The organism is Candidatus Methylomirabilota bacterium, from assembly GCA_035709005.1.
Lineage (GTDB): Bacteria > Methylomirabilota > Methylomirabilia > Rokubacteriales > CSP1-6 > 40CM-4-69-5.
On the sequence record DASTFB010000051.1, the window covers coordinates 1 to 19,877 of the forward strand.

22 protein-coding genes and 1 riboswitch are annotated in these 19,877 nt (G+C 70.9%); of the genes, 13 read left to right on the forward strand and 9 right to left on the reverse strand.

The features are described from left to right. Positions 1-132 precede the first annotated feature (132 nt). Positions 133-579 carry a hypothetical protein gene (locus tag VFR64_07835; GenBank protein ID HET9489647.1) on the forward strand — a complete coding sequence of 149 codons (447 nt, stop codon included), beginning with the start codon at positions 133-135 and terminating at the stop codon, positions 577-579. A gap of 8 nt (positions 580-587) precedes the next feature. Here VFR64_07835 and cobT read toward each other — a convergent pair whose 3' ends face one another. The 3 genes from cobT to VFR64_07850 all read right to left on the reverse strand — a co-directional run bounded on the left by cobT (position 588) and on the right by VFR64_07850 (position 2,844). After that, positions 588-1,679 (reverse strand): nicotinate-nucleotide--dimethylbenzimidazole phosphoribosyltransferase, encoded by a 1,092-nt coding sequence (gene cobT / locus VFR64_07840; protein HET9489648.1) that lies wholly within the window; start codon positions 1,677-1,679, stop codon positions 588-590. Next, entirely contained in the window at positions 1,654-2,217 is a 564-nt protein-coding gene (cobU, locus tag VFR64_07845; GenBank protein ID HET9489649.1) for a bifunctional adenosylcobinamide kinase/adenosylcobinamide-phosphate guanylyltransferase, read from the reverse strand. Before cobU ends, cobT begins: the two co-directional genes overlap by 26 nt. Before the next feature lie 27 nt (positions 2,218-2,244). Beyond that, positions 2,245-2,424: riboswitch (cobalamin riboswitch) on the reverse strand. Positions 2,425-2,469: 45 nt separating this feature from the next. After that, entirely contained in the window at positions 2,470-2,844 is a 375-nt protein-coding gene (locus tag VFR64_07850; GenBank protein HET9489650.1) for an RNA-binding S4 domain-containing protein, read from the reverse strand. 49 nt (positions 2,845-2,893) lie between these two features. Between VFR64_07850 and VFR64_07855 the strand changes: the two genes are divergently transcribed. Then, positions 2,894-3,562, forward strand: coding sequence for a DUF3047 domain-containing protein (locus VFR64_07855; protein ID HET9489651.1), 669 nt, complete (start codon positions 2,894-2,896; stop codon positions 3,560-3,562). A gap of 45 nt (positions 3,563-3,607) precedes the next feature. On the opposite strand, the gene VFR64_07860 is transcribed toward VFR64_07855, so the two are convergent. Both VFR64_07860 and cobS read right to left on the reverse strand, forming a co-directional pair. Beyond that, positions 3,608-4,216 carry a histidine phosphatase family protein gene (locus VFR64_07860; protein HET9489652.1) on the reverse strand — a complete coding sequence of 203 codons (609 nt, stop codon included), beginning with the start codon at positions 4,214-4,216 and terminating at the stop codon, positions 3,608-3,610. Continuing rightward, positions 4,204-4,944, reverse strand: coding sequence for an adenosylcobinamide-GDP ribazoletransferase (cobS, locus tag VFR64_07865; GenBank protein HET9489653.1), 741 nt, complete (start codon positions 4,942-4,944; stop codon positions 4,204-4,206). Before cobS ends, VFR64_07860 begins: the two co-directional genes overlap by 13 nt. 138 nt (positions 4,945-5,082) lie before the next feature. Between cobS and VFR64_07870 the strand changes: the two genes are divergently transcribed. Then, positions 5,083-6,831, forward strand: a complete 1,749-nt coding sequence (locus VFR64_07870) for a phosphoenolpyruvate carboxykinase (GTP) (GenBank protein ID HET9489654.1) — start codon at positions 5,083-5,085, stop codon at positions 6,829-6,831. 121 nt (positions 6,832-6,952) lie between these two features. Here VFR64_07870 and VFR64_07875 read toward each other — a convergent pair whose 3' ends face one another. The 4 genes from VFR64_07875 to VFR64_07890 form a co-directional block, all read right to left on the reverse strand. Continuing rightward, positions 6,953-8,482 carry an acyl-CoA carboxylase subunit beta gene (locus VFR64_07875; GenBank protein HET9489655.1) on the reverse strand — a complete coding sequence of 510 codons (1,530 nt, stop codon included), beginning with the start codon at positions 8,480-8,482 and terminating at the stop codon, positions 6,953-6,955. Positions 8,483-8,497: 15 nt separating this feature from the next. Then, complete coding sequence (locus VFR64_07880) at positions 8,498-9,502, reverse strand: sigma-70 family RNA polymerase sigma factor (protein ID HET9489656.1); 1,005 nt, start codon at positions 9,500-9,502, stop codon at positions 8,498-8,500. Positions 9,503-9,630: 128 nt separating this feature from the next. Beyond that, positions 9,631-10,158: a type II 3-dehydroquinate dehydratase gene (aroQ, locus tag VFR64_07885; GenBank protein HET9489657.1), complete on the reverse strand. Its 528-nt coding sequence runs from the start codon at positions 10,156-10,158 to the stop codon at positions 9,631-9,633. Positions 10,159-10,190: 32 nt separating this feature from the next. Continuing rightward, the gene (locus VFR64_07890) at positions 10,191-10,922 is read right to left on the reverse strand and encodes a ZIP family metal transporter (GenBank protein HET9489658.1); all 732 of its coding nucleotides are present in this window, start codon (positions 10,920-10,922) and stop codon (positions 10,191-10,193) included. A gap of 17 nt (positions 10,923-10,939) precedes the next feature. Here VFR64_07890 and gspE point away from each other — a divergent pair, with 17 nt between their 5' ends. The 10 genes from gspE to VFR64_07940 all read left to right on the forward strand — a co-directional run bounded on the left by gspE (position 10,940) and on the right by VFR64_07940 (position 19,641). Then, a complete protein-coding gene (gene gspE, locus VFR64_07895; protein HET9489659.1) occupies positions 10,940-12,634 on the forward strand; it encodes a type II secretion system ATPase GspE in 1,695 nt (564 codons plus the stop codon). A gap of 5 nt (positions 12,635-12,639) precedes the next feature. Continuing rightward, complete coding sequence (locus VFR64_07900) at positions 12,640-13,851, forward strand: type II secretion system F family protein (protein HET9489660.1); 1,212 nt, start codon at positions 12,640-12,642, stop codon at positions 13,849-13,851. Between the two features lie 131 nt (positions 13,852-13,982). Then, positions 13,983-14,411, forward strand: coding sequence for a type II secretion system major pseudopilin GspG (gene gspG / locus VFR64_07905; protein ID HET9489661.1), 429 nt, complete (start codon positions 13,983-13,985; stop codon positions 14,409-14,411). Beyond that, entirely contained in the window at positions 14,384-14,836 is a 453-nt protein-coding gene (locus VFR64_07910; GenBank protein ID HET9489662.1) for a GspH/FimT family pseudopilin, read from the forward strand. The genes gspG and VFR64_07910 overlap by 28 nt, the downstream gene beginning before the upstream one ends. After that, complete coding sequence (locus tag VFR64_07915) at positions 14,833-15,285, forward strand: prepilin-type N-terminal cleavage/methylation domain-containing protein (protein ID HET9489663.1); 453 nt, start codon at positions 14,833-14,835, stop codon at positions 15,283-15,285. The genes VFR64_07910 and VFR64_07915 overlap by 4 nt, the downstream gene beginning before the upstream one ends. After that, on the forward strand, positions 15,282-15,896 hold the full coding sequence (locus VFR64_07920; protein HET9489664.1) for a type II secretion system protein GspJ: 615 nt from the start codon (positions 15,282-15,284) through the stop codon (positions 15,894-15,896). The genes VFR64_07915 and VFR64_07920 overlap by 4 nt, the downstream gene beginning before the upstream one ends. Continuing rightward, positions 15,893-16,843, forward strand: a complete 951-nt coding sequence (locus VFR64_07925) for a type II secretion system protein GspK (protein ID HET9489665.1) — start codon at positions 15,893-15,895, stop codon at positions 16,841-16,843. Before VFR64_07920 ends, VFR64_07925 begins: the two co-directional genes overlap by 4 nt. A gap of 133 nt (positions 16,844-16,976) precedes the next feature. After that, positions 16,977-18,347 (forward strand): PilN domain-containing protein, encoded by a 1,371-nt coding sequence (locus tag VFR64_07930; GenBank protein HET9489666.1) that lies wholly within the window; start codon positions 16,977-16,979, stop codon positions 18,345-18,347. Beyond that, positions 18,344-18,913, forward strand: coding sequence for a type II secretion system protein GspM (gene gspM / locus VFR64_07935; protein HET9489667.1), 570 nt, complete (start codon positions 18,344-18,346; stop codon positions 18,911-18,913). The genes VFR64_07930 and gspM overlap by 4 nt, the downstream gene beginning before the upstream one ends. Then, complete coding sequence (locus VFR64_07940; GenBank protein HET9489668.1) at positions 18,913-19,641, forward strand: hypothetical protein; 729 nt, start codon at positions 18,913-18,915, stop codon at positions 19,639-19,641. Before gspM ends, VFR64_07940 begins: the two co-directional genes overlap by 1 nt. Positions 19,642-19,877 lie beyond the last annotated feature (236 nt).

Consider the following 19,877-nt stretch of genomic DNA (forward strand, 5'->3'; position numbering starts at 1 on the left):
GATGCGCGAGGGCGGTGCGGCGAGCACGATGTCTCGTCCCAGCATGTCGACGAAGGTCAGCGCGGCCGCCGACCCGGGGATGCCGAGCACCCAGATGAGGGCGAGCAGCACCGTGATAGCATCGCAGCGCGCATGCCCCGCTTCTTCGAGTCGGACGAGGCCGCCGGCCGGCCCTCGCTCGGGGTGCTGCCCTTCGTGAAGCTGCCCCTCGCCTCCGCGCCGATCGGGAGCGAGCGTGTGGAGCTCGCCAGCATGGATCTGCCGTGGGCGCTCGCGCTCGACGCCAACGCGGGGGTCGCGGCGGTGGGTCAGCGCCGGCCGGACGGCTTCGTCGTGCAGGGGCTGACGTCGGCCTCGCTGGCCCGCCGCGTCCTCGAGCGCCTCACCGTGTTCGGGGAGCTCTCTTTCGCCTCGCGTGACCAGCACGACGGCCGGGACCGGCTCGGGGCAGATGTCGGCGTGGGCATCCTCGTCACCCGTGCCCTCGCCCTGGACGGAGCCGTCGAGACGACGTTGAGGGGCGACGGTCCCGACTACGCCGTGCGCGCGGGGCTCAGCGTGCGCTTCGGCAGCCGCTAGCGCCCGCGTCATCGCGGCCCTCCGAGCGCCGGCTTCGCCGTCGAGGCCCCCTCCGACGAACTCACACCGGCGGACTTGAACGTGGCCATCTCGGCATAGAGCGCGGCGGCCGCTCGCGCCAGGGAAACGAACAGCGCGCCGCCGGTGCCCTCCCCCAGGCGCAACGAGAGATCCAGATACGGACGCAAGCCGAGGTGCTGGAGCATCAGGAGATGCCCGGGCTCGGCCGAGCGGTGCGCCGCGAACAGCGCATGCCGAGTCGCCGGCGCCAGCGCGACGGCGACCAGCGCGGCGGCCCCCGCGATGAAGCCGTCGAGCACGACGGGCAGTCGCCGCGCCGCCCCGGCGAGGACGATGCCGACCAGCCCGGCGATCTCGAAGCCGCCGACCTTGGCGAGCACGTCCACCGGATCCGAGGGCTCGGGTCGGTTGAGGGCGATCGCCCGGCGAACGACCTCCACCTTCCTCCGCCACCCCGCCTCGTCGACCCCCGTACCGCGTCCGGTGACCGCTTCCGGTTCGGCGCCGGTGAAAACGGCGGTGATGGCGCTGGCCGCAGTCGTGTTGCCGATGCCCATCTCGCCGGTGACGACCAGGTCGGCACCGTCGGCCGCGGCCGCCTCGACCAGCCCGACCCCGGCCTCGATCCCAGCGGTCGCCTGCTCGCGGCTCATGGCCGGCCCCCGCGCGAAATTGGCCGTGCCCAGCCCCAGGCGGCGGTCCACGAGGCCCGCCACGACCGGCCCCGGCGTGGCCACGCCGAAATCGGCCACGACGACGCGCGCCCCGACCTGGCGGGCCAGCACATTGATCGCCGCGCCACCGCGCAGAAAGTTCTCGAGCATCTGGGCGGTCACCACCTGGGGGTAGGCGCTCACGCCCTCCGCCGTCACTCCGTGGTCGGCCCCCAGGACGAAGACGACGGGGTGGTCCACGTGGGGCGGCCCCCCGGTCAGCGCCGCCAGCGCGACCGCCACCTCCTCGAGCCGGCCGAGGCTTCCCGGCGGCTTCGCGAGCTGATCGAGGTGGCGCTGCGCGACGGCGCCGGCCGCCGGGTCCGGCCCCGCGATGGCGTCAAGGAGCCTGGGGAGTGATCTCATGAATCAGCGGCGGTGATGGTGACTTCACGGCGAGGGGCAGCCCGGCGACCATCAGCGTCACCTCGTCGCAGGCGGCGGCCACCCGCTGGTTGACGAGCCCCAGCACGTCGCGGAACCGGATGCCGTCCGCGGTCGGCGGATGCACGCCCTGGCCCACCTCGTTGCTGACGACGACGAGGGCGACGTGCCTGCCCGCGACGAATCCGGCGAGCCGCTCGGCCTCGGCGACGATCCGCGTGTCGTCGTCGCCGCGCAGCATGCGGTTGGAGACCCACAGGGTGAGGCAGTCCACGATGATCGCGTCGGGAGCCTGGCCGGCGAGTCGCTCGAGCGTCGGCACCAGCTCGCAGGGCTCCTCGACCGTGAGCCAGTGGCGCGGCCGTCCGGCCCGGTGCTGCTCGATGCGCCGGGTCATGTCGGCATCGCGGGCCTCGGCCGTGGCCACGAAGGCGACTCGCGCGCGCGCGGGCTGCGTGGCGATGGCGAAGCGGCTCTTGCCGCTGCGGGCGCCGCCGAGGATCAGGTGCGACGAGGCCACAATCCCGGGTCCTCCCTCGAAGACCGTCGTGATGACGCGCGCCCGGGCAGGTCTCCTGGCTCTCGGATCTCCCTACTCCCCGCGCCTTCCCGGCCTCACGGCCAGTGGCCCTCGCGGGTTTCGTCCCCGATTACAGTGACGGGGTCGCGGCGGCTTCGCACCGCCTTCCCTGGCGCCCTCTGGGGCACCCTGAGCGCGAACGACGGCGGCAGGGTAGCAAACGGGCCGGCTCACTGCAACGCGGCCCGCGGATTACCGCCTGCGCAGGCGGTCGGTCTGGCGCCGCTCCAGCTTGGTGGGACGGCCGCTGCCCGGCGCACGATAGGGCGGCCGGGCAAAGCGCGGGCGCGGCGGCGCCGGCGGCGTGAGGTCCTCCCACAGGGCCCGCGCCTCGCCGGCGGGACCTCGGCGGTCGCTCAGCCCGAGCACTCGTCCGATCCGCTGGCCGCCCGGCAGCGTGACCGTGATGCGGTCACCGGGACGCACCGCGCGAGCGGGCTTGGCCGCTTCGCCGTTGACGTCGACCTTGCCGCCCGCACAGGCCTGGGCGGCGAGGCTTCGCGTCTTGAAGAAGCGAGCCGCCCACAACCATTTGTCGACCCGCAGCGTGGCCGGCGCGTCGCTCACGGGGTGACGGTATCATAGGCGGCAGAATCGGCCGGCACGGAGGACCCTCATGAGAAGGACTGCGGCGCTCACCCTCGTCGTGCTGCTCACGGCGGCCAGTGCCGGGGCGGCGAACCGGGTGGTGATCGAAGACTGGCGCGCGCACCCGGTCGGCACGCGGGGCATCCCGCCGGGCTGGCAAAGCCAGAACTGGGGCAGCCCGGCCTACGACTTCACGGTCGTGGACCACGGCGGCCAGCGCACGCTTCACCTCAGGAGCCGCAACGACAGCTCCACGATCAGCAAGGAGGTCAAGGGCGTCCCGCTCAAGGAGACTCCCGTCCTGGAGTGGCGCTGGAAGGTGATCGCGCTCCCCGAGGGTGGAAACTCGTGCAAAAAAGCGACGGACGACCAGGTGGCGCAGGTGTACGTCACCTGGCCGCGGTTCCCCACGGCGGTCCGCTCGCGAATCATCGGCTACGTGTGGGACACCACCGCCCCCGTCGGCACCGTGTGCAAGAGCGAGAAGACGGGGATGGTGACCTACATCGTCATCCGATCGGGGTCCAAGGATCTCGGCACGTGGCTCACCGAAAGCCGCGACGTCCGCGCCGACTTCACGAAGATCTACGGCGAGGAGCCCGAGGATCCCGGGGCGATCTCGATCGCCATCGACACCAACGACACCCGGAGCAAGGCCGAGGCGTACGTGGGGCCGATCTTGTTCCGCGCGCCCTGAGCGCCGCGCGCCGCCGCGGCACGGAGGAGCGCCGTCTGGACGGCGTCAGCCGAGCCGCGGTGGCTCGTTCAGCCGGTGCAGCCGCCACCGGCCGTCCTCGTGCTCGAGTACCGTCAGCGCGCCGTAGTCCTGGCTGAAGCTGAGCAGCCGGGCCAGGGGCAACCCCAGCGCGTGGCACAGCAACACGCGGTTGGTGCCCCCGTGCGCCACCACGGCGATCCGCCCGCCGGCATGGGCGGCGATCAGCGCGGCGAACGCCGGCCACGCCCGGGTCAAGAGATCGCCGGCGCTCTCGCCCCCGGGAAAGGGGACCTCGGCGATCCGGGCCATCCAGGCCTCGAAGGCCGCGGAGTTCCGGGCGGTGATCTCCGCGGCGGTGAGCCCGTCCCAGCGGCCCATGTTCATCTCGCGCAGAGCCGGCACGATCGTCGGCCTGAGCCCGAGGGACGCGCCGATGATCTCGCCGGTGCGCCGAGCCCGGGCCAGATCGCTGGTGAAGATCGCCTTGAGTCCGACGGCGCGGAGGCGGCGGGACTGCGCCCTCGCCTGGCGCTCGCCGCGGGGGGAGAGCGCGATGTCCACGTGGCCGATGAAGCGCCGCTGCTCGGCGCCTTCGACCTCGCCGTGACGCAGCAGGTAGATCAGCGTCCCCACTGCTCCCATGCCGAGACGGTGAGCAGGGCCCCCGCTTCCGCCAGCTCCACGGCCGCGCCCAGGACGTCTCCCGTGATGCCACCCAGAGTAGTGGTGAACATCCGCCCCAGGGCCAGACAGAACACGCAGGCCACGATCAGGGCGATCAACCCACTCCATCCCAGCGCCGCCACGGCGATCGCGGCCGCCACCGCCAGACCCACGAACACGCCGCTCCGCCGAACGCCGGCGGCGAATGCCGCGCCCCGGCCTCCCGGCACGGCCGGGAAGCACAGGCTGAGCAGGGCCGGCATGGCCCGGCCGATAGCCGGCGCCGCCAGGAGGACCTGTCCGCGCAGCCCGGGGGCGAGCTCGGCGAGGGCGGCGATCTCCAGCAGCAGGAAGAGGATGAGCCCCACGGCCCCGAAGGCGCCGATGCGGCTGTCCCGCATGACCCCGAGCCGGTGCTCGGGATCGGCGGCCACGAGCCCGTCCATGCAGTCGGCAAGACCGTCGAGGTGTAGACCTCCAGTCACAAGCTTCCACACGGTGACGGTGAGGAGAGCGGCCAGAAGCGCCGGAAACAGCCAGTCGGTGAGGCGGTCGGTCAGGGCCAGCACGACTCCCAGGGCCAGCCCAACTACCGGAAACCACGGGGCCGCCCGCCCCAGGGCCAGTTCGTCCTCGTGGCTGGCGGCCCTCACGGGAACGATGGTGAGGTACCGCGTGGCCACCAGAAGGTCCCTCACGGTGACGGATGCTAGCACGTTCGGCTTGACGAGCGCCCCGCGCCGGAGCAGGCTACAATCGTCATCGGGGGCGTGGACGACAGGCGCGGGCTGCGGCCCCCTCGCAACACTCACCTCAACGCGGGCGAGGATGCACTCATGAGCATCACTACTGTGGCCGAGAAGTGGGTGGACGAAACCGCAGCGCTCACGCAGCCCTCACGGACGGTCTGGTGCGACGGATCCAAGGCCGAATACGACTCGCTCATCGAGGGCATGCTGGCCGACGGGACGTTGATTCAGCTGAATGCCCGCACCTTTCCCAATTGCTACCTGCACCGCAGCCATCCCCAGGACGTCGCGCGCACGGAACAGCTCACGTTCATCTGCACGCGGGAGCGTGACCAGGCCGGGCCCACCAACAACTGGATGACCCCGGCCGACGCCAAGGCCAAGGCCGGGGCCTGGCTGCGGGGCGGCATGCGGGGACGGACGATGTACGTGATCCCCTACCTGATGGGCCCGGCCGGCTCGCCCTTGAGCCGGACGGGGCTGATGGTCACCGACAGCGCGTACGTCGTGGCCAGCATGCATCTCATGACGCGGGTCGGCCAGGTGGCCATCCAGCACATGCGCGATGAGCGCGATTTCGTGGCCGGCCTGCACTCACTGGGTGACCTGTCCCCCGACCGCCGGCTGATCTTGCATTTCCCGGAAGAGAAGCTCATCTGGAGCGTCGGCTCCGGCTACGGCGGCAACGCCCTGCTGGGCAAGAAGTGCCACGCGCTGCGCATCGCCAGCTGGCAGGCGAGGCAAGAGGGCTGGCTCGCCGAGCACATGCTGATCCTCGGCGTCGAGGATCCGCAGGGCGAGATCACCTATCTGGCCGCCGCCATGCCGAGCGCCTCGGGCAAGACGAATCTGGCCATGGTCATCTCGCAGCTGCCGGGCTGGCGGGTGTGGACGCTGGGGGATGACATCGCCTGGATGTACGTCGATGGCCAGGGCCAGCTCCGCGCCATCAATCCCGAGCGCGGCTTCTTCGGCGTGGCGCCGAACACCAGCCCCAAGACCAACCCCAACGCGATCGGAATGGTGCGCTCGAACACCATCTTCACCAACGTGGCCTTGACGCCCTCGGGGGAGCCGTGGTGGGAAGGGCTGACGCCCGAGCCGCCGGCCGGGCTCCTGGACTGGCAGGGCCGGCCCTGGCAGCCGGGCGGCGCTGCAGCCGCGCACCCCAACTCGCGCTTCACCGTGCTCGCCGAGCAATGCCCCTCGATCGCCCCCAACTGGGAAGACCCGCAGGGCGTGCCCATTTCCGGCCTCATCTTCGGCTCGCGGCGCTCGCAGGTCATTCCGCTCGTGTTCGAGGCGTTGGACTGGACCCACGGCGTGTTCCTCGGCTCGGCGATGAGCACGGAGACGACTGCAGCCATCACCGGCAAGGTCGGCGTCGTGCGGCGTGATCCGATGGCCATGCTGCCCTTCTGCGGTTACAACATGGCCGACTACTTCGCCCACTGGCTGGCCATGGGGCCGCGGCTGGCCAAGGCGCCCCGGATCTTCCGCGTGAACTGGTTCCGGCGCGATGCCGACGGGCGCTTCCTGTGGCCGGGATACAGCGAGAACGTCCGCATCCTCAAGTGGATGGTCCAGCGGATCCGCGGGACGGCGCGCGCCACCGAGACCCCGGTGGGCGCGGTGCCCACGCTCGACGCGCTCGACCTCGACGGCCTCCGGGTGTCGCCCGCGCAGCTTCGCGAGGCGGTGCGCTGCGAGGCCTCCGAGTGGCTGCCGGCGCTCGACGACCTGGCGACCTTCTATCGTGAGTTCGGCGCCCGGCTGCCCGCGCCCATCGCCGCGTCGCTCGCCGAGACCCGCCGCCGCTTCGAACGCGCCGCCTAGGCCCAAAAGCTAGATTCGCGCACGGTCGTCGCACCTCGCGCGAGCGGGGGGAGGTTTGGAGGGGGCGCGTCTCGTGCCCCCCTCCAACTCAACAGTCGGACGTGGGGTCCTACGCCAACCGTCAAACCGGGTACACCCCGTTCCGTCGACGCGGGAACTCCTGCTGCTTGGTCTCGGCATAGGCCAGCCGCTTGATCACCTCGGCCCGCAGCTGACTGCCGGGGACGATGTCGTCGACGAGCATCCGAGAAGCCAGCTTGTAGACGTCGACGTCGCGCGCGTACTCCTCGCGCTTCTGGCGGACCCAGGCCGCGCGCTCGTTCTCGGGCAGCTCCATGATCTTGTTGTAGTAGACGGCGTGCACCGCCGGCTCCGGCCCCATGATGGCGATCTGCGCCTGGGGCAGCGCCAGGGCGGCGTCGGGTTCGAAGGCGGGACCGCTCATGGCGTAGAGGCCGGCCCCGTAGCACTTGCGGACCACGATGGACAGCTTGGGCACCGTGGCCTGGGCGGTGGCAAAGATCATCTTGGCCCCATGGCGGATGATCCCCTCCCGCTCGACCTTGCTGCCGACCATGAAGCCGGCGATGTCGGCCAGATACACGAGCGGGATGTTGAACGCGTTGCACAGCCAGATGAAGCGCGCGGCCTTGTCGGAGGAATCGACGAAGAGGACGCCTCCCTTCACCTTCGGCTGGTTGGCCACGATCCCGGCCACGCGGCCCCCGAAGCGGGCGAAGCCGGTGATCACCTCGGCCGCGAACAGCCGCTTGAGCTCGAACCAGGAGCCGGCATCGACGAGACGGTCGATGACCTCGTACATGTCGAAATACTTCCGCTGATCGTAGGGGACGATGTCGTCGATCGCGCGGCCGGCCGACGGCTCCACCGGCTCGCGGGAGGCCGGCCGCTCGCGGTACGACTGGGGCATGTAGGCCAGGTAGTCGCGGGCCAGGGCGATGGCATCCTCGTCGGAGGCGGCCAGGATGTCGCCGCATCCGGAGACGGTGCAGTGCATGCGGGCGCCGCCCAGCTCTTCCAGCGTGGTCTTCTCGCCGATGGCCATCTCCACCATGCGGGGGCTGCCCACGAACAGGGAAGCCTTGCCTTCGACCATGATGACCACGTCGGTCAGGGCCGGCAGGTACGCCGAGCCCGCCGGCGAGGGGCCGAAGAGCACGCACACCTGGGGCACGACGCCCGAGAGCTGGACCTCGTTGTAGAAGATCCGGCCGGCGTGGAAGCGACCGGGAAAGACGTCGACCTGCTCGGAGATCCGGGCGCCCGCGGCGTCGACCAGGTAGAGCAGCGGTACCTGCAGACGCGCGGCTTTCTCCTGGACGCGGACGATCTTCTGTACCGTCTTGGCGCCCCAGGAGCCGGCCTTCACCGTGTAGTCGTTGGCCATGATGCAGACGGTGCGGCCGGAGACTCGCCCGACTCCGGTGACGACGCCGTCGGCCGGTGTGTCGGCTTCGTCGGCTCGGGCGAACAGCCAGTCTTCCTGGAACTCGCTTCCCGGATCGAGCAGTCGCTTGAGACGCTCGCGCACGAAGAGCTTGCCTTCGGCGCGCAGCTTGTCGCGATACCGGGCGTGGCCCTGTTCGATGCGGGCCCGCTCCCGGACGTACCGCTCTTCCCCTTCGCTCAATGCGGCCTCCGCAGGCTAGGGGCTCGGCGAGACCACGATGATGAGCACACCGTCACCGTGGCGGGGGCCGCCGATGACGGTCGGCGCGCCCGGCGCAGCCTCGATGCTGGCGTTGACCTCGGCCAGGCCGCCCCGGACCAGCCGGACCCGCAAGCGCACCGGCGATACCGACTCCGGAGTGATCTCGAGCTGCCGATCGCCGGGCACGCTGAAGCGCTGCGAGGTCCCGACCGAGGCCTGACCGGTGTAGCGGCTCACCAGCGTGTAGTCGCGGTAGCGCAGGGTCTGGCGCAGGCGAGGCATCAGCGCTTCCAGCTCGGGTGGCATGCGCTCGCCGCCGCCCGGCCCGTCGGCGGCGACCAGCACCTGGGCGCTGAAGCGCACGAGCGCTTGCGCGGAGGCCGAAGCCGGCAGGAGCAGGCCGAGGGCCAGGAGCACGAGCAAGAGCCGTCCCAGCACCCGGCGCAAGCGCTTGCGTGCGTTATGCAGCCGGGACATCACGGTTCCGATGGGGATGTTCAGCACCTCGGCGATCTCGCGGTACGAGAGCCCCTGGAGGTCACTCAACATGATAATCGCCCGGTGACGCTCCGGTAAAGTATCCAGGGCCTGCCGGATGCGCGCCCGTTGCTCGGCGCTCGCCGCCACGGCGTCGGGCGACGCCTGGGGATCCCCCGCCACTCGCTCCCATTCCTCCTCCGGCACCTGCTCGTTCCCGAAGGCGCGCCGCCGGGCCGCGCGCTGGCGGGCCCGGTCGGTGGCCACGTTGACGGCGATCCGGAACAGCCAGGTGTAGAACGCCGACTGCCCGCGGAAGGACGGCAGCCCCTGCCAGGCGCGCACGAACGTTTCCTGGGCGACGTCCCAGGCGTCCTCGCGGTCGCGCAGGTAGTGGTACGCCAACCGCCAGACGCGCTCGCGGTAGCGTTCGACGAGGGTCTCGAACGCGGCCAGGTCGCCCCGGCGGCAGCGCTCGATGATCGCCTGATCGTCGATGTCGACGGGGTGTCGCTCGCTCACCCCGAACCGTCACGGGTTAGACGCCCCCGGCCGGGCGTCGATTCATTTGTAGCGAAGCCGCGAGCCCGCCTCCCGTCGAGGGTGGCCTGGCCTGGGTGCGGCGTGGCTGCGTTCGTCTCCCCGATTGATCATCTCGAACGCTTCGAGCGGGGCTGGCGTCGTGGCCGCGCCGCTCGAGCGGTGCGCCGCGCCGGGCGTCGTCCTGCTCGGGCGTCGTCCTGGAGCAGCAGGAGGGCATCGAGACCCAGCAGGTAGCTGTGAGGACCGAAGCCTGCGATCTGTCCGCGCGCCACCGCGGCCACCACCGACTGCCGGCGAAACTCCTCACGTCCGTGGATGTTGGAGAGATGGACCTCGATCACGGGCAGCCGGATGGCGGCCACCGCATCGCGCAGTGCGATCGAGTAGTGCGTGAACGCCCCGGGGTTGAGGACCACACCGGTGAAGCCGTCCCGCTCGGCGCTCTGCAGCCAGTTGATGAGCTGGCCCTCGAGGTTGGACTGCCGGCATTCCACGCGCATCCCGAGCCGGCGGGCATGGGCGGCGATCAGCTGATCGAGGTCCCGGAGCGCCAGCGACCCATAGATGGCAGGCTCCCGGCTCCCCAGCAGATTGAGGTTGGGACCGTGCAGCACCAGGGCGGCGAGCGCCGGCATCGCGGCTCAGAATACCATCGTGGCGCGGGAGGTCAGCGGCTGTCGGCGAGGCCGAGCGTCCAATCGGCCACGATGAACAGCAGGAGCCCACCGAAGACCGTCCAGGCCAGCGCCGGTCCGCCCTCGCGATTCACCTCGGGAATGAGATCGGAGGCGGCCACGTAGATGGTCACGCCCGCCGACAGGGCCAGCGCGTACCCGACGTGCCCCTGGGCCAGCAGCCCGGTGGCCAGCGCGCCGGCCAGCGTGCACACGCCGAGCGCCGCCCCGGCCCCCAGCGCGGCCGCCCGCGAGCGCCCGGTGGCCAGCACGATCGACGCGATCGTGAACCCCTCGGGCAGCTTGTGCAGCAGCACGGCGAAGAACAGGAGCAACCCGAGCGTGGGATCGATCATGAAGCCGGCCGCGATGGCGACGCCGTCGAACAGCGTGTGGACGCCCAGCCCGAGCAGCGCCAGATAGCCGGCGGACGGCCGCAGGAAGGCGTCGGCGTGGACCTCCTCACCGAAGTGGAAGTGCGGGGCCACCGTGTGCTCGAACAGGTGGATGCCGAAGTAACCGATCAGGACGAACAGGAACGCGTGGGGCACCTGGGCGCTCTCCGGCAACATTCGCACGAAGGCGGCGGCCAGCATGAAGCCAGCGCCCAGCGCCAGGAAGTATCGGATCGGCGCGCGGTTGCGCCGGTGCGCGCCGGTGACGAGCGCAGCCCCGGCGACGTCGGCCGCCGCTGCGACGGCCACCAGGACCCACTGTGCTACCATGATCGCTGGAGCATAGCATGGCCACGACGACGGCGACCCGCCTCCTCGGAGAGATCCTCGTCGACGAAGGCGTCACCACCTCCGAGATGATCGCGATGGCGTTGAGCCGCACTCGAGACACGGGCGAGCGTATCGGCGAAGCGCTGGTGGCCCTGGGCGCGGCCACCCGGGAAGACGTGCTGTGCGCCCTCGCCTTGCAGCACAACCTGCCGTATCTCTCGCGCGACGAGCTGCCCTCGCCGCTGCCGGTGATCAAGAACCTCTCGGCCAAGTATCTCCGCCAGTACGTGGTCTGCCCGGTGAGCGTGGAGGGCAACGTGCTGACCGTGGCCACCGCCGAGCCGTTGAACCCGGTCATCGTCGACGACCTGCAGCAGGCGACCGGCCTCACCATCCGCATCGCGGTGAGCTCGCCCGAAGGCATCCTGGAATCCATCGACCGCGCCTACGACGGCGCGGCCACTCCGCTGCAGCGCATCGTCGAAGGCATGGAGGACGAGCGGGCATCGGAAGGCGAGGAGGACGTCAGCCACCTGCGGGACATGGCCTTCGAGGCGCCGGTGGTCCGGCTGGTGAACCTCCTCATCGAAGGCGCCATCGGGGCGGAGGCCTCCGACATCCACATCGAGCCCTTCGAGGACACGTTGAGGGTGCGCTACCGGATCGACGGCATCCTGTTCGATCAGGAATCGCCGCCGCGGCGGCTCCGCGACGCCGTCACCTCGCGCATCAAGCTGATGGCCGAGATGAACATCGCCGAGCGTCGGCTGCCCCAGGACGGCCGCATCCGCGTCTCGCTTCCCGGCCGCCGCATCGACATCAGGGTATCGACGATTCCCACCGTGCACGGCGAGTCGATCGTCATGCGCTTGCTCGACCGGGCCAGTGTGTTCCTGCCCCTGGAGCGGCTGGGCTTCGCGCCGGCCACGCTCAAGCGTCTGGAGAGCCTCATCCTCCGCCCGCACGGGATCATCCTCGTCACCGGCCCCACCGGCTCCGGGAAGACGACGACCCTGTATGCGGCGCTCGACAAGATCAACTCGCCGGACCGCAAGATCATCACCATCGAGGACCCGGTCGAATACCAGCTCAAAGGCGTCAACCAGATTCCCGTCAAGCCCAAGATCGGGCTGACCTTCGCCACCGGGCTGCGCCACATCGTGCGCCAGGACCCGGATGTCATCCTGGTCGGCGAGGTTCGAGATCTAGAAACCGTGGAGATCGCCATCCAGGCCTCGCTCACCGGCCATCTCGTTTTCTCCACCCTACACACCAACGACGCCCCGGGGGCCATTCCCCGGCTGCAAGACATGGGGGCCGAGCCGTACCTGGTCGCCTCGGTGCTGGAGGCGGTGCTGGCTCAGCGGCTCGTCCGCCGCATCTGCGAAGGCTGCCGGGTCCGACACACGCCCTCCTCCGCCGACATCCAGGCCCTGGGCGTCACCGCGCCGGCCGGCACCCAGCTCTACCGGGGACAGGGCTGTGAAGCCTGCCGGGGCACCGGCTATCGGGGCCGCACCGGTATCTACGAGCTGTTCGTGATCACCGAGGACGTGCGGAGCCTGATCCTGCGCCGGGCCTCCAGCCGAGAGATCCGCCGCCAGGCCATCGAGTCGGGCATGGTCAGCCTGCGGCAAGATGGCTGGGCCAAGGCCTGCGAGGGCGTCACCACGATCGACGAAGTCCTCCGAGTCACCCAGGAAGACGCCTGAGGCCGATGCCGGTCTTCGTCTACCGGGCGGCAGACCGCCGCGGGCAGACCATCGACGGAGTCATGGAAGCGCCCGACGCTCGCTCCGTCGTCGAGCGCCTGCACCGCGACGCCTACTATCCCATCCGGGTCACGCCCCACGCCGAACGCCGGGGCTGGCTGGCCATGCCCGCGTCGGGCCGCATCCGGCAGCGCGATCTCCTCGCCTTCACCCAACAGCTGGCCACGCTGTTCGAGGCCGGCGTCCCGCTGGACCGCGCGCTGGAGATCCAGGGCCAGCTGGCGTCGAACGCCCGTCTGCGCGCCATCGTCACCGATCTGCTCAACACCGTCCGCGGGGGCGGCTCCCTCAGCGACGCGCTGGCCAAGCACCACCCGCGCCCGTTCTCTCGCCTGTACATCAACATGGTCCGGGCCGGTGAGAAGGGCGGCGTCCTGGAGGTCACCCTGCGGCGGCTGGCCGAGTTTCTCGAATCGCGGGCCGCCTTCACCGAAGCGGTCGTCTCGGCGCTGGCCTACCCGCTGGTGGTGACCACGGTGGGTGCCGGCGCCATCGTCTTCTTGTTGACCTTCGTCATCCCCCGCTTCGCCTCGATCTTCGCCGACCTGAAGCAAACCGTGCCCCTGCCCACCCAGATTTTGCTGGCCCTCAGCGCCGGGGTGCGCGAGTACTGGTGGGTGGCCGTCGTGTTCGCGTTCGCGGCGATCCTGGCCTGGCGGGTGTGGACCGGCACGCCCGAAGGCCGGCTGGCCTGGGACCGCTGGCAACTGCGCCTTCCCCACGTGGGAGCTCTGCGCGCCAAGATCGAGACGGCGCGCTTCGCCCGGACGCTGGGGACGATGCTGAAGAGCGGTGTGCCCGTGATCGGCTCGCTGGCCGTAGTGGCCGAGATGATGTCCAACCAGATCCTGGCTCGCGCGGTCGAACGGGTGTCCGACAGCGTGAAGCGGGGCCGGACCATCGCGGCCAGCCTGGCCGAGCACCCGCAGTTCCCGCTGCTGGCCGTGCACATGGTGCGGGTCGGGGAAGAAACCGGTCGGCTGGAAGAGATGCTGCTGAAGACTGCGGAGACATTCGAGAGCGACGTGCGCACCGAGCTCAAGCGCTTCATCGGGCTGCTGGAGCCCGCGATCATCCTGACCATGGGGGTGTTGGTGGCGTTCATCGTGGTCGCCATGCTGCTGGCGATCTTTTCGATCAACGAGGTGCCGTTGTGATTATCGAACAGGGCGCGGGCACCCGGGCGGTTGTTTCGCACGGTAGTCGCGACTCTGATCGGGCGTGCGAGCAGCCGCCGACAGAGATTCCGGCGGGGCGCGGGCGTGGCGTAAGCCCGGGCCCCCGCGCCCTGTTCGATAATCACGGCTTCACGCTCGTCGAATTGCTGGTCGTCATCATCGTGCTCGGCCTGCTCGTGGGATTGGTGGGACCGCGGCTGTTCGGGCGGGTGGGTCAGTCCAAGACCGCGGCCGCCCGGGCCCAGATCGAGCTGCTCGGTGCCGCCCTCGACCAGTACCGGCTCGATGCCGGCCGGTACCCCGACACCTCGCAAGGGCTGGACGCCCTCATGCGCAACCCGGGCGTCACGAACTGGAACGGGCCCTACCTCCGTAAGGAGGTGCCCCGGGATCCCTGGCAAAGCCCCTACAAGTACCGGTGCTGCCCGGGCCAGCACGGTGACTACGATCTCTGGTCCGACGGAGCAGATGGGGCGCCGGGCGGCGAGGGCGAGAACGGCGATGTGACCTCATGGGGCGGCGAGCAGCAGCAGCGCTAGCGCCGTCGGGATTCACCCTCCTCGAGCTGGTCGTCACCCTGATGGTACTGGCCCTGGCGCTGGCCGTGGTGGGTCCGACGATCGGCCGGAGCACGGACACGATCCGCGTGCGGGCCGAGGTCGCCCGCTTCGCGGCGCTCCTGCGACATGCGCGCGAGCAGGCCATCACCTCACGGCGGCCGCACGAGCTCGTCGTCGAGCCAGCCGAGCACCGGATCACGCTCCGCTCTGGCGAAGAGGTCCGGCAGACGCGCGCCCTGCCCGAGCATCTATCCGTTCAGGCCGACCCCCCGCCCGCGCTCACCGTGCGCTTCGAGCCGCACGGCACGACCAGCGGCGGGGCCTTCCGGGTGGCCTCGGGCAACATCCGGTACCGGGTGACCGTGGACGCGCTCACCGGCCGCGTGCGCACCGCTCGCGAATGATCCGCCGCTCGGCCGGCTTCACGCTGCTCGAGGTTCTGGTCGCGCTGGCCATCCTCGGCGTCGCCGTCGTCGCGGCCATCCAGGGCTTCGCTCAGGGCTTGCGGCTCTTGAAACTCAGCGGCGACCACCAGCAGGCGATGCTGCTGGCCGACCTCAAGCTGCGCGAGGTGGTCGCGCCCGAGGAGGGGCAGGACCAGGGACGGGAGGAGCAGTTCACGTGGGCGCGCTGGATCCGCCGTCTGGAGACGCCGGAGCTCATGTCGGAGACGGGGGTGGCGCGCTGGCACGTCTACGAGATCACCGTCCGGGTGAGCTGGGACGAGCGACGTCACGTGGAACTGGCGACTCTGCGGACGGTGTCGCCCGAGGCGACCGCCGCTTCGGGGACGACCCCGCGGCGGCCCGGGCAGTCCGCTCGTCCCCCGCAGGGGAGCGGAGGGCCTTCGTGAGCCGACGCGACGTGCGGGGGTTCACGCTGCTCGAGCTCCTCATCGCGCTGGCCATCGTGGCCGCGCTCCTGGCGATCGCGTTCGGGGGCCTGCGCGTGGCCCTGGCGGCGTGGACGCAGGGCGAGGACCGCGCGGGCGCCCATCAGCACCTCCGAGGCATCGCGGCGGTGCTGGGGCGTGCGGTCGGCTCGGCGTACCCCTACCGGGCCTCGCGCGACCAGGCGCCGGACCCCGTCCTGCTCTTCCAGGGCAAGGAAAGCCGGCTTGAGCTGGTCACTCAGGCGCCGCCCTTCCCGACCGCTGGCTCGGTGGCGTTCAGCGCCGTGGCAATCAGCCTGGAGTCCACCGAGCGGGGACCGGCGCTGGTCATCCGCCAGCGGGTGATGCCGAACCGGGAACCGTTCACGGACGCTCCCGTGATGCTGGAGGACACCGAGATCGATCGGCTGGAGTTCCGTTATCTCGACGCCGAAGGGACGTGGCAGGAGGAATGGGACGGCGAGGCCAACAACGGCCTGCCTCGCGCCGTCCGCATCACGCTGGTCAAGCCAGACGGTCGCGGCGAGCGGACGCTGGCCCTGACGGTGGCACTGCGGATGGGATCGTTGTGATCGCCCGGGACCGGACCTCGGATCGGCCTGGCTTCGCGCTGGTCGCGGTCCTGCTGGTTCTGGCCCTCCTGGGTCTGGTCGGTGCCGAATTCTCGTACTCCATGCGTCTGGAGGCGACGGCCGTGCGGGCCTACAAGGAGGCGATCCTCGCCACTCACCTGGCCGAAGCCGCCGTCGAGCAGGCGATTCGGGAGATCGTGGCGGAGTCGGCTTTCGTCGCCCCCGACCGGGACGGGGTACTCACCTTCTACAGCCGGGCGCGGACCCCCATCCCCCGGCTCCCGCGAGCGAAGGTGGCGCTGGGGCCCGGCGAGTTCTCGTACCGCATCACCGACGAAGAGGCCCGGCTCAACCTCAACACCTCGCCATCGGAACGGATCGACCAGCTGCTCCGGAGCCTGAAGCTGGAAAAGGCCGCCCGCGAGATGATCGTGGATTCAGTCCAGGACTGGCGCGACGGCAACGAGGAGCACCGGCTCAACGGAGCCGAGAGCGATGACTACTACCTGAAGCTTCCGCTGCCCTACCGGGCCCGGAATGCCAATCTGGAATCCGTGAGGGAACTGCTACAGATCCGCGGCGTGACTCCGGCGTTATTCTACGGCGCTGACGAGAACCCGGGACTGGCCGACTTCGTGACGGTCAAGAGCCTGGGTCAGGTCAACCTCAATACAGCCAGGGCCCCGGTGCTCCGGGCGATGGGGTTGGCCGAGGCCGAGATCGCGGAGATCCTCCAGGCCCGGCGGGAGGCCCCCTACGCGACCGTAGGCCGGTTCGCCGGACGAGGTCTGGCGGTGACGACCCGGACGTTCCGGATCGAGGCCGAGGGGCTGGTAGAAGGCGAGGTCCGAGCCCGGCTTAGCGCGATCATCCAAAAACGGGCGGCGCAGGGGACATCGGCCGTCACGGTGCTGGAGTGGATGGGGGTCGGTGAACGCGGTAAGTAGACTTCGTCAAATGTTCCGAAAGTTTGTGGCTCACGACCACGCCAGCGTATCCTTGGCCGGCATGGGGTTTCTTCGGGCGGCCGCAATGAGGCTCGCTCCGGCCCGCCTGGGCCTCCTCCTCAGGGGGGATCGCTTGATCGCGGCAGTCACCCACGGGCCGCGGTTCGAGACGTTCGTCGTCGACGCCGAGCAACCGGCTGTCGCGCTCAGGGCCGAGCTCGAGCATCGCCGGCTGGCGCCCCGCACCATCGCCCTGGGCCTCGCCCGTGCCAACGTGACAGTGAAGCCTATCGAGCTGCCATCGATCAACGGCGACCTACGGGACATGGTGAAGTTCGAGCTCGAGCGGCACCTGCCCTACGGCGCCGAGGAGGCATCGTTCGACTGTCTGGCGCTCCCGGACGACCGGGAAGGGGGCGGGACGGGCAGTCGCCAGGTCGTGATCGCGGCCGCCGACCGCCGCATCGTCGACGCGGCCATGCGGCTGGCCGAAGACGCCCAGCTCCGTCCGGTCTCGATCACCGTGGCCGTCCACAACCTGCCTGCCCTCGTCCCCCGCCAGCGGGAGGGGCGGATCGTGTGGGTCCATCGGCTGGAGGACAGCGCCGAGGTGCTCTTCCTCGCCGGCTCGAGTCCCGTCCTGAGTCGGGTCGTGACGAACGACGGCAACATCGCCGAAGAAGTGCGGCGCAGCTTCGGGCCCATTCGCTGGCGGAGCTGCGACGCCATCTGGGTCTCGGGCGTCGCGGTCGACGAGACGCTGCACGCCCTCGGCGTGTTGGGGGCGCCCGCGGGAGAGCCGCCGTACCGCGACGACGTGCGCGCCCACCTCGACACGGTGCCCGAAGAGTCGCGCGGCGAGACGATGCTGGCCCTGGCCGTCGCCTGGGGGGGCCGTGGCCGTCCACTGGAGTTGTTGGCGCCGGCCCTGCGCCCGCGTCACCTGACCCGCAACCAGATGGTCACGGGCGGCCTGGCGGCGGCGGCGGTGCTTCTGGCGATCGGCGCGCTCATGACACCCGGCTGGCGGGCCAGCCGCCAGCTCTCCTCGGTCAACACGCAGATCGCCCGGCTCGACACCGAGGTCAAGGCCGTCGAGAAGGTGCTCGACGAGCTGGGCCGGCGCCGCCGGTTGCTGGCATTGATCCGGTCGATCGAATCCACCAGCGTCAGGCCGCTGCCCGTGCTCCGCGAGCTCACCGAGCTGCTGCCCAACGATGCCTGGCTCACGATGCTGAGCCTCGACACCAAGGGGGTGGAGCTGACCGGGCAGGCCCAGGCCGCCGCGAGCCTGATCCCGCTGCTCGAGAACTCGGCGCGGCTGGAACGGGTGGAGTTCTCCTCGCCGGTAACCCGCGGCCGGGACCGCGAGCAGTTCCGGATTCGCGCCGCCTGGGAGGGCTCGTCCGCGGTCACCGCGGGGCCCGGGACGCCACCGGCCCAGACGACGCCGCCGCAGCCCCGCCGTCCCAGCGTCCCCGAACCGGTCGGCGGGCAGCGATGATCGCGAACCTCTCGCGGCGCGAGCGGCTCGTCATCGGTATCGGGATCGCGGCGGTCCTGGCGATCGGCGGCTGGATGCTCATCGTGCAGCCCCTGCGCGATCGCAGTCGCCTCGCCGGAGAGCTCGTGCCGGTGCGGGAGCAGCTCTTGACCCGGCGTCAGGAGCTGATCAGCCGCAAGGCCGAGATCGCGTCCGAGCTGCAGGCCATGAACGCGCGCATCGAAACGCTGAACGCGCGCTTCCTGCCGGCCTCGACCCCGGCCGTCGCGGCCTCGGAGCTGCAGAAGCTGGTGAAGGAACTGGCCGCCGAGGCCTCCACCGAGGTCCGCAGCGAGCGGATCCTGCCGCCGGTGGAGCGGGGAGAGTTGCTGGAGATCCCTATCGAGATCACCGTGTCCGGCGAGGTCCGGCAGCTCGTGGACCTGCTCTCGCGCCTGGACGCAGCGCCCAAGCTGCTGGCCGTCGAGAATCTCCGGGTGCGCGTCGTCAACATCAGCCAGCCCCGCGACCTGCTGGCCACGCTGACCCTCTCCGGCTTCATCCTGCCGGAACGGACGCGTACGTGATGTCCCCGCGCTCCTTCTCCCTGAACGTGGTGCTGGGGGCCATCGCCGTCGGCCTCGTCACGTACATCGCCTGGGAGATGCTCCGCCCCGCGTCCACCGGGGGCCCGCCGAACCGGCCCCGGGCCGGCGCGTCGGCCTCCGTGGCTTCGGCCCCGCCCCGGCCCGCTCCGGAACCGCTCAGCTCCTGGGCCGTCATCGCCAGCCGCAACCCGTTCAGCCCGACCCGCAGCGAGGCGCCCTTGACGGCGGCCCAGGTCGGAGCGGCGGCCAACGTGCCCCGGCCGTTCGTCTACGGCATCGTGGTCAAGGACGGGGCGCCGTTCGCCTACATCGAGGACCCGGTGACCAAGCGCGTGGCCGCCTACCGTATCGGTGACACCGTGGCGGGCGGCACGGTGCAGAAGATCGCGCGCGACGGCATCGTGCTGGCGCGGCCCGAGGGCGTGATCGACGTGCGGCTGCACGATCCGAGCAAGCCGCGCCCGGCGGCCCCGGGGCCGGCGACACCGCCGGCCGGTCAGAGCCCGGCGACGCCGCCGCTGCCGGGCGTGATTCCCCCCGCTCCCCAGACACAGGCTCCGGCGGCGCCCCAGCCGCGTCAGCCCACGGCCGAGGCGCCGGCCGTGCAGCCGACCCAGCCGCCACGGGTTCCCTTCCGGCGCCCGTTGCCTCCGAACCTGCTCCGGCGACTGCCGCAGCCGCCTCCCAGCGATGATCAGAGCCGGTAGGGTCGCTCTCGGCGCGCTGACCGCACTGCTGTTGATCTCGGGACTCGGCGGGTGCGCGAAGAGCAAGCCGCGCCCGATACCGCCCGTCGCCGAGCCCGCGCCCCCGCCTCCGGCCCCGCCACCCGCCGAGCCGGAGGCGCCACCGGCGCCGCCGCCGAAGGCCGTCGAAGCCCCGCCGCCCTCGATCGGGCCGCGGCCGGAGACGGCCAAGGAGCCGCCTCCCGTCGCCCGGCGTC

Bases quoted from the DNA above. Each gene is read 5' to 3' on its own strand.
- VFR64_07890 (HET9489658.1), bottom strand. From the start codon at position 10,922: ATGGTAGCACAGTGGGTCCTGGTGGCCGTCGCAGCGGCGGCCGACGTC.
- VFR64_07940 (HET9489668.1), top strand. From the start codon at position 18,913: ATGTCCCCGCGCTCCTTCTCCCTGAACGTGGTGCTGGGGGCCATCGCC.
- cobT (HET9489648.1), bottom strand. From the start codon at position 1,679: ATGAGATCACTCCCCAGGCTCCTTGACGCCATCGCGGGGCCGGACCCG.
- aroQ (HET9489657.1), bottom strand. From the start codon at position 10,158: ATGCCGGCGCTCGCCGCCCTGGTGCTGCACGGTCCCAACCTCAATCTG.
- VFR64_07900 (HET9489660.1), top strand. From the start codon at position 12,640: ATGCCGGTCTTCGTCTACCGGGCGGCAGACCGCCGCGGGCAGACCATC.
- VFR64_07910 (HET9489662.1), top strand. From the start codon at position 14,384: ATGGGGCGGCGAGCAGCAGCAGCGCTAGCGCCGTCGGGATTCACCCTC.
- VFR64_07835 (HET9489647.1), top strand. From the start codon at position 133: ATGCCCCGCTTCTTCGAGTCGGACGAGGCCGCCGGCCGGCCCTCGCTC.
- VFR64_07915 (HET9489663.1), top strand. From the start codon at position 14,833: ATGATCCGCCGCTCGGCCGGCTTCACGCTGCTCGAGGTTCTGGTCGCG.
- VFR64_07870 (HET9489654.1), top strand. From the start codon at position 5,083: ATGAGCATCACTACTGTGGCCGAGAAGTGGGTGGACGAAACCGCAGCG.
- gspE (HET9489659.1), top strand. From the start codon at position 10,940: ATGGCCACGACGACGGCGACCCGCCTCCTCGGAGAGATCCTCGTCGAC.
- gspM (HET9489667.1), top strand. From the start codon at position 18,344: ATGATCGCGAACCTCTCGCGGCGCGAGCGGCTCGTCATCGGTATCGGG.
- VFR64_07855 (HET9489651.1), top strand. From the start codon at position 2,894: ATGAGAAGGACTGCGGCGCTCACCCTCGTCGTGCTGCTCACGGCGGCC.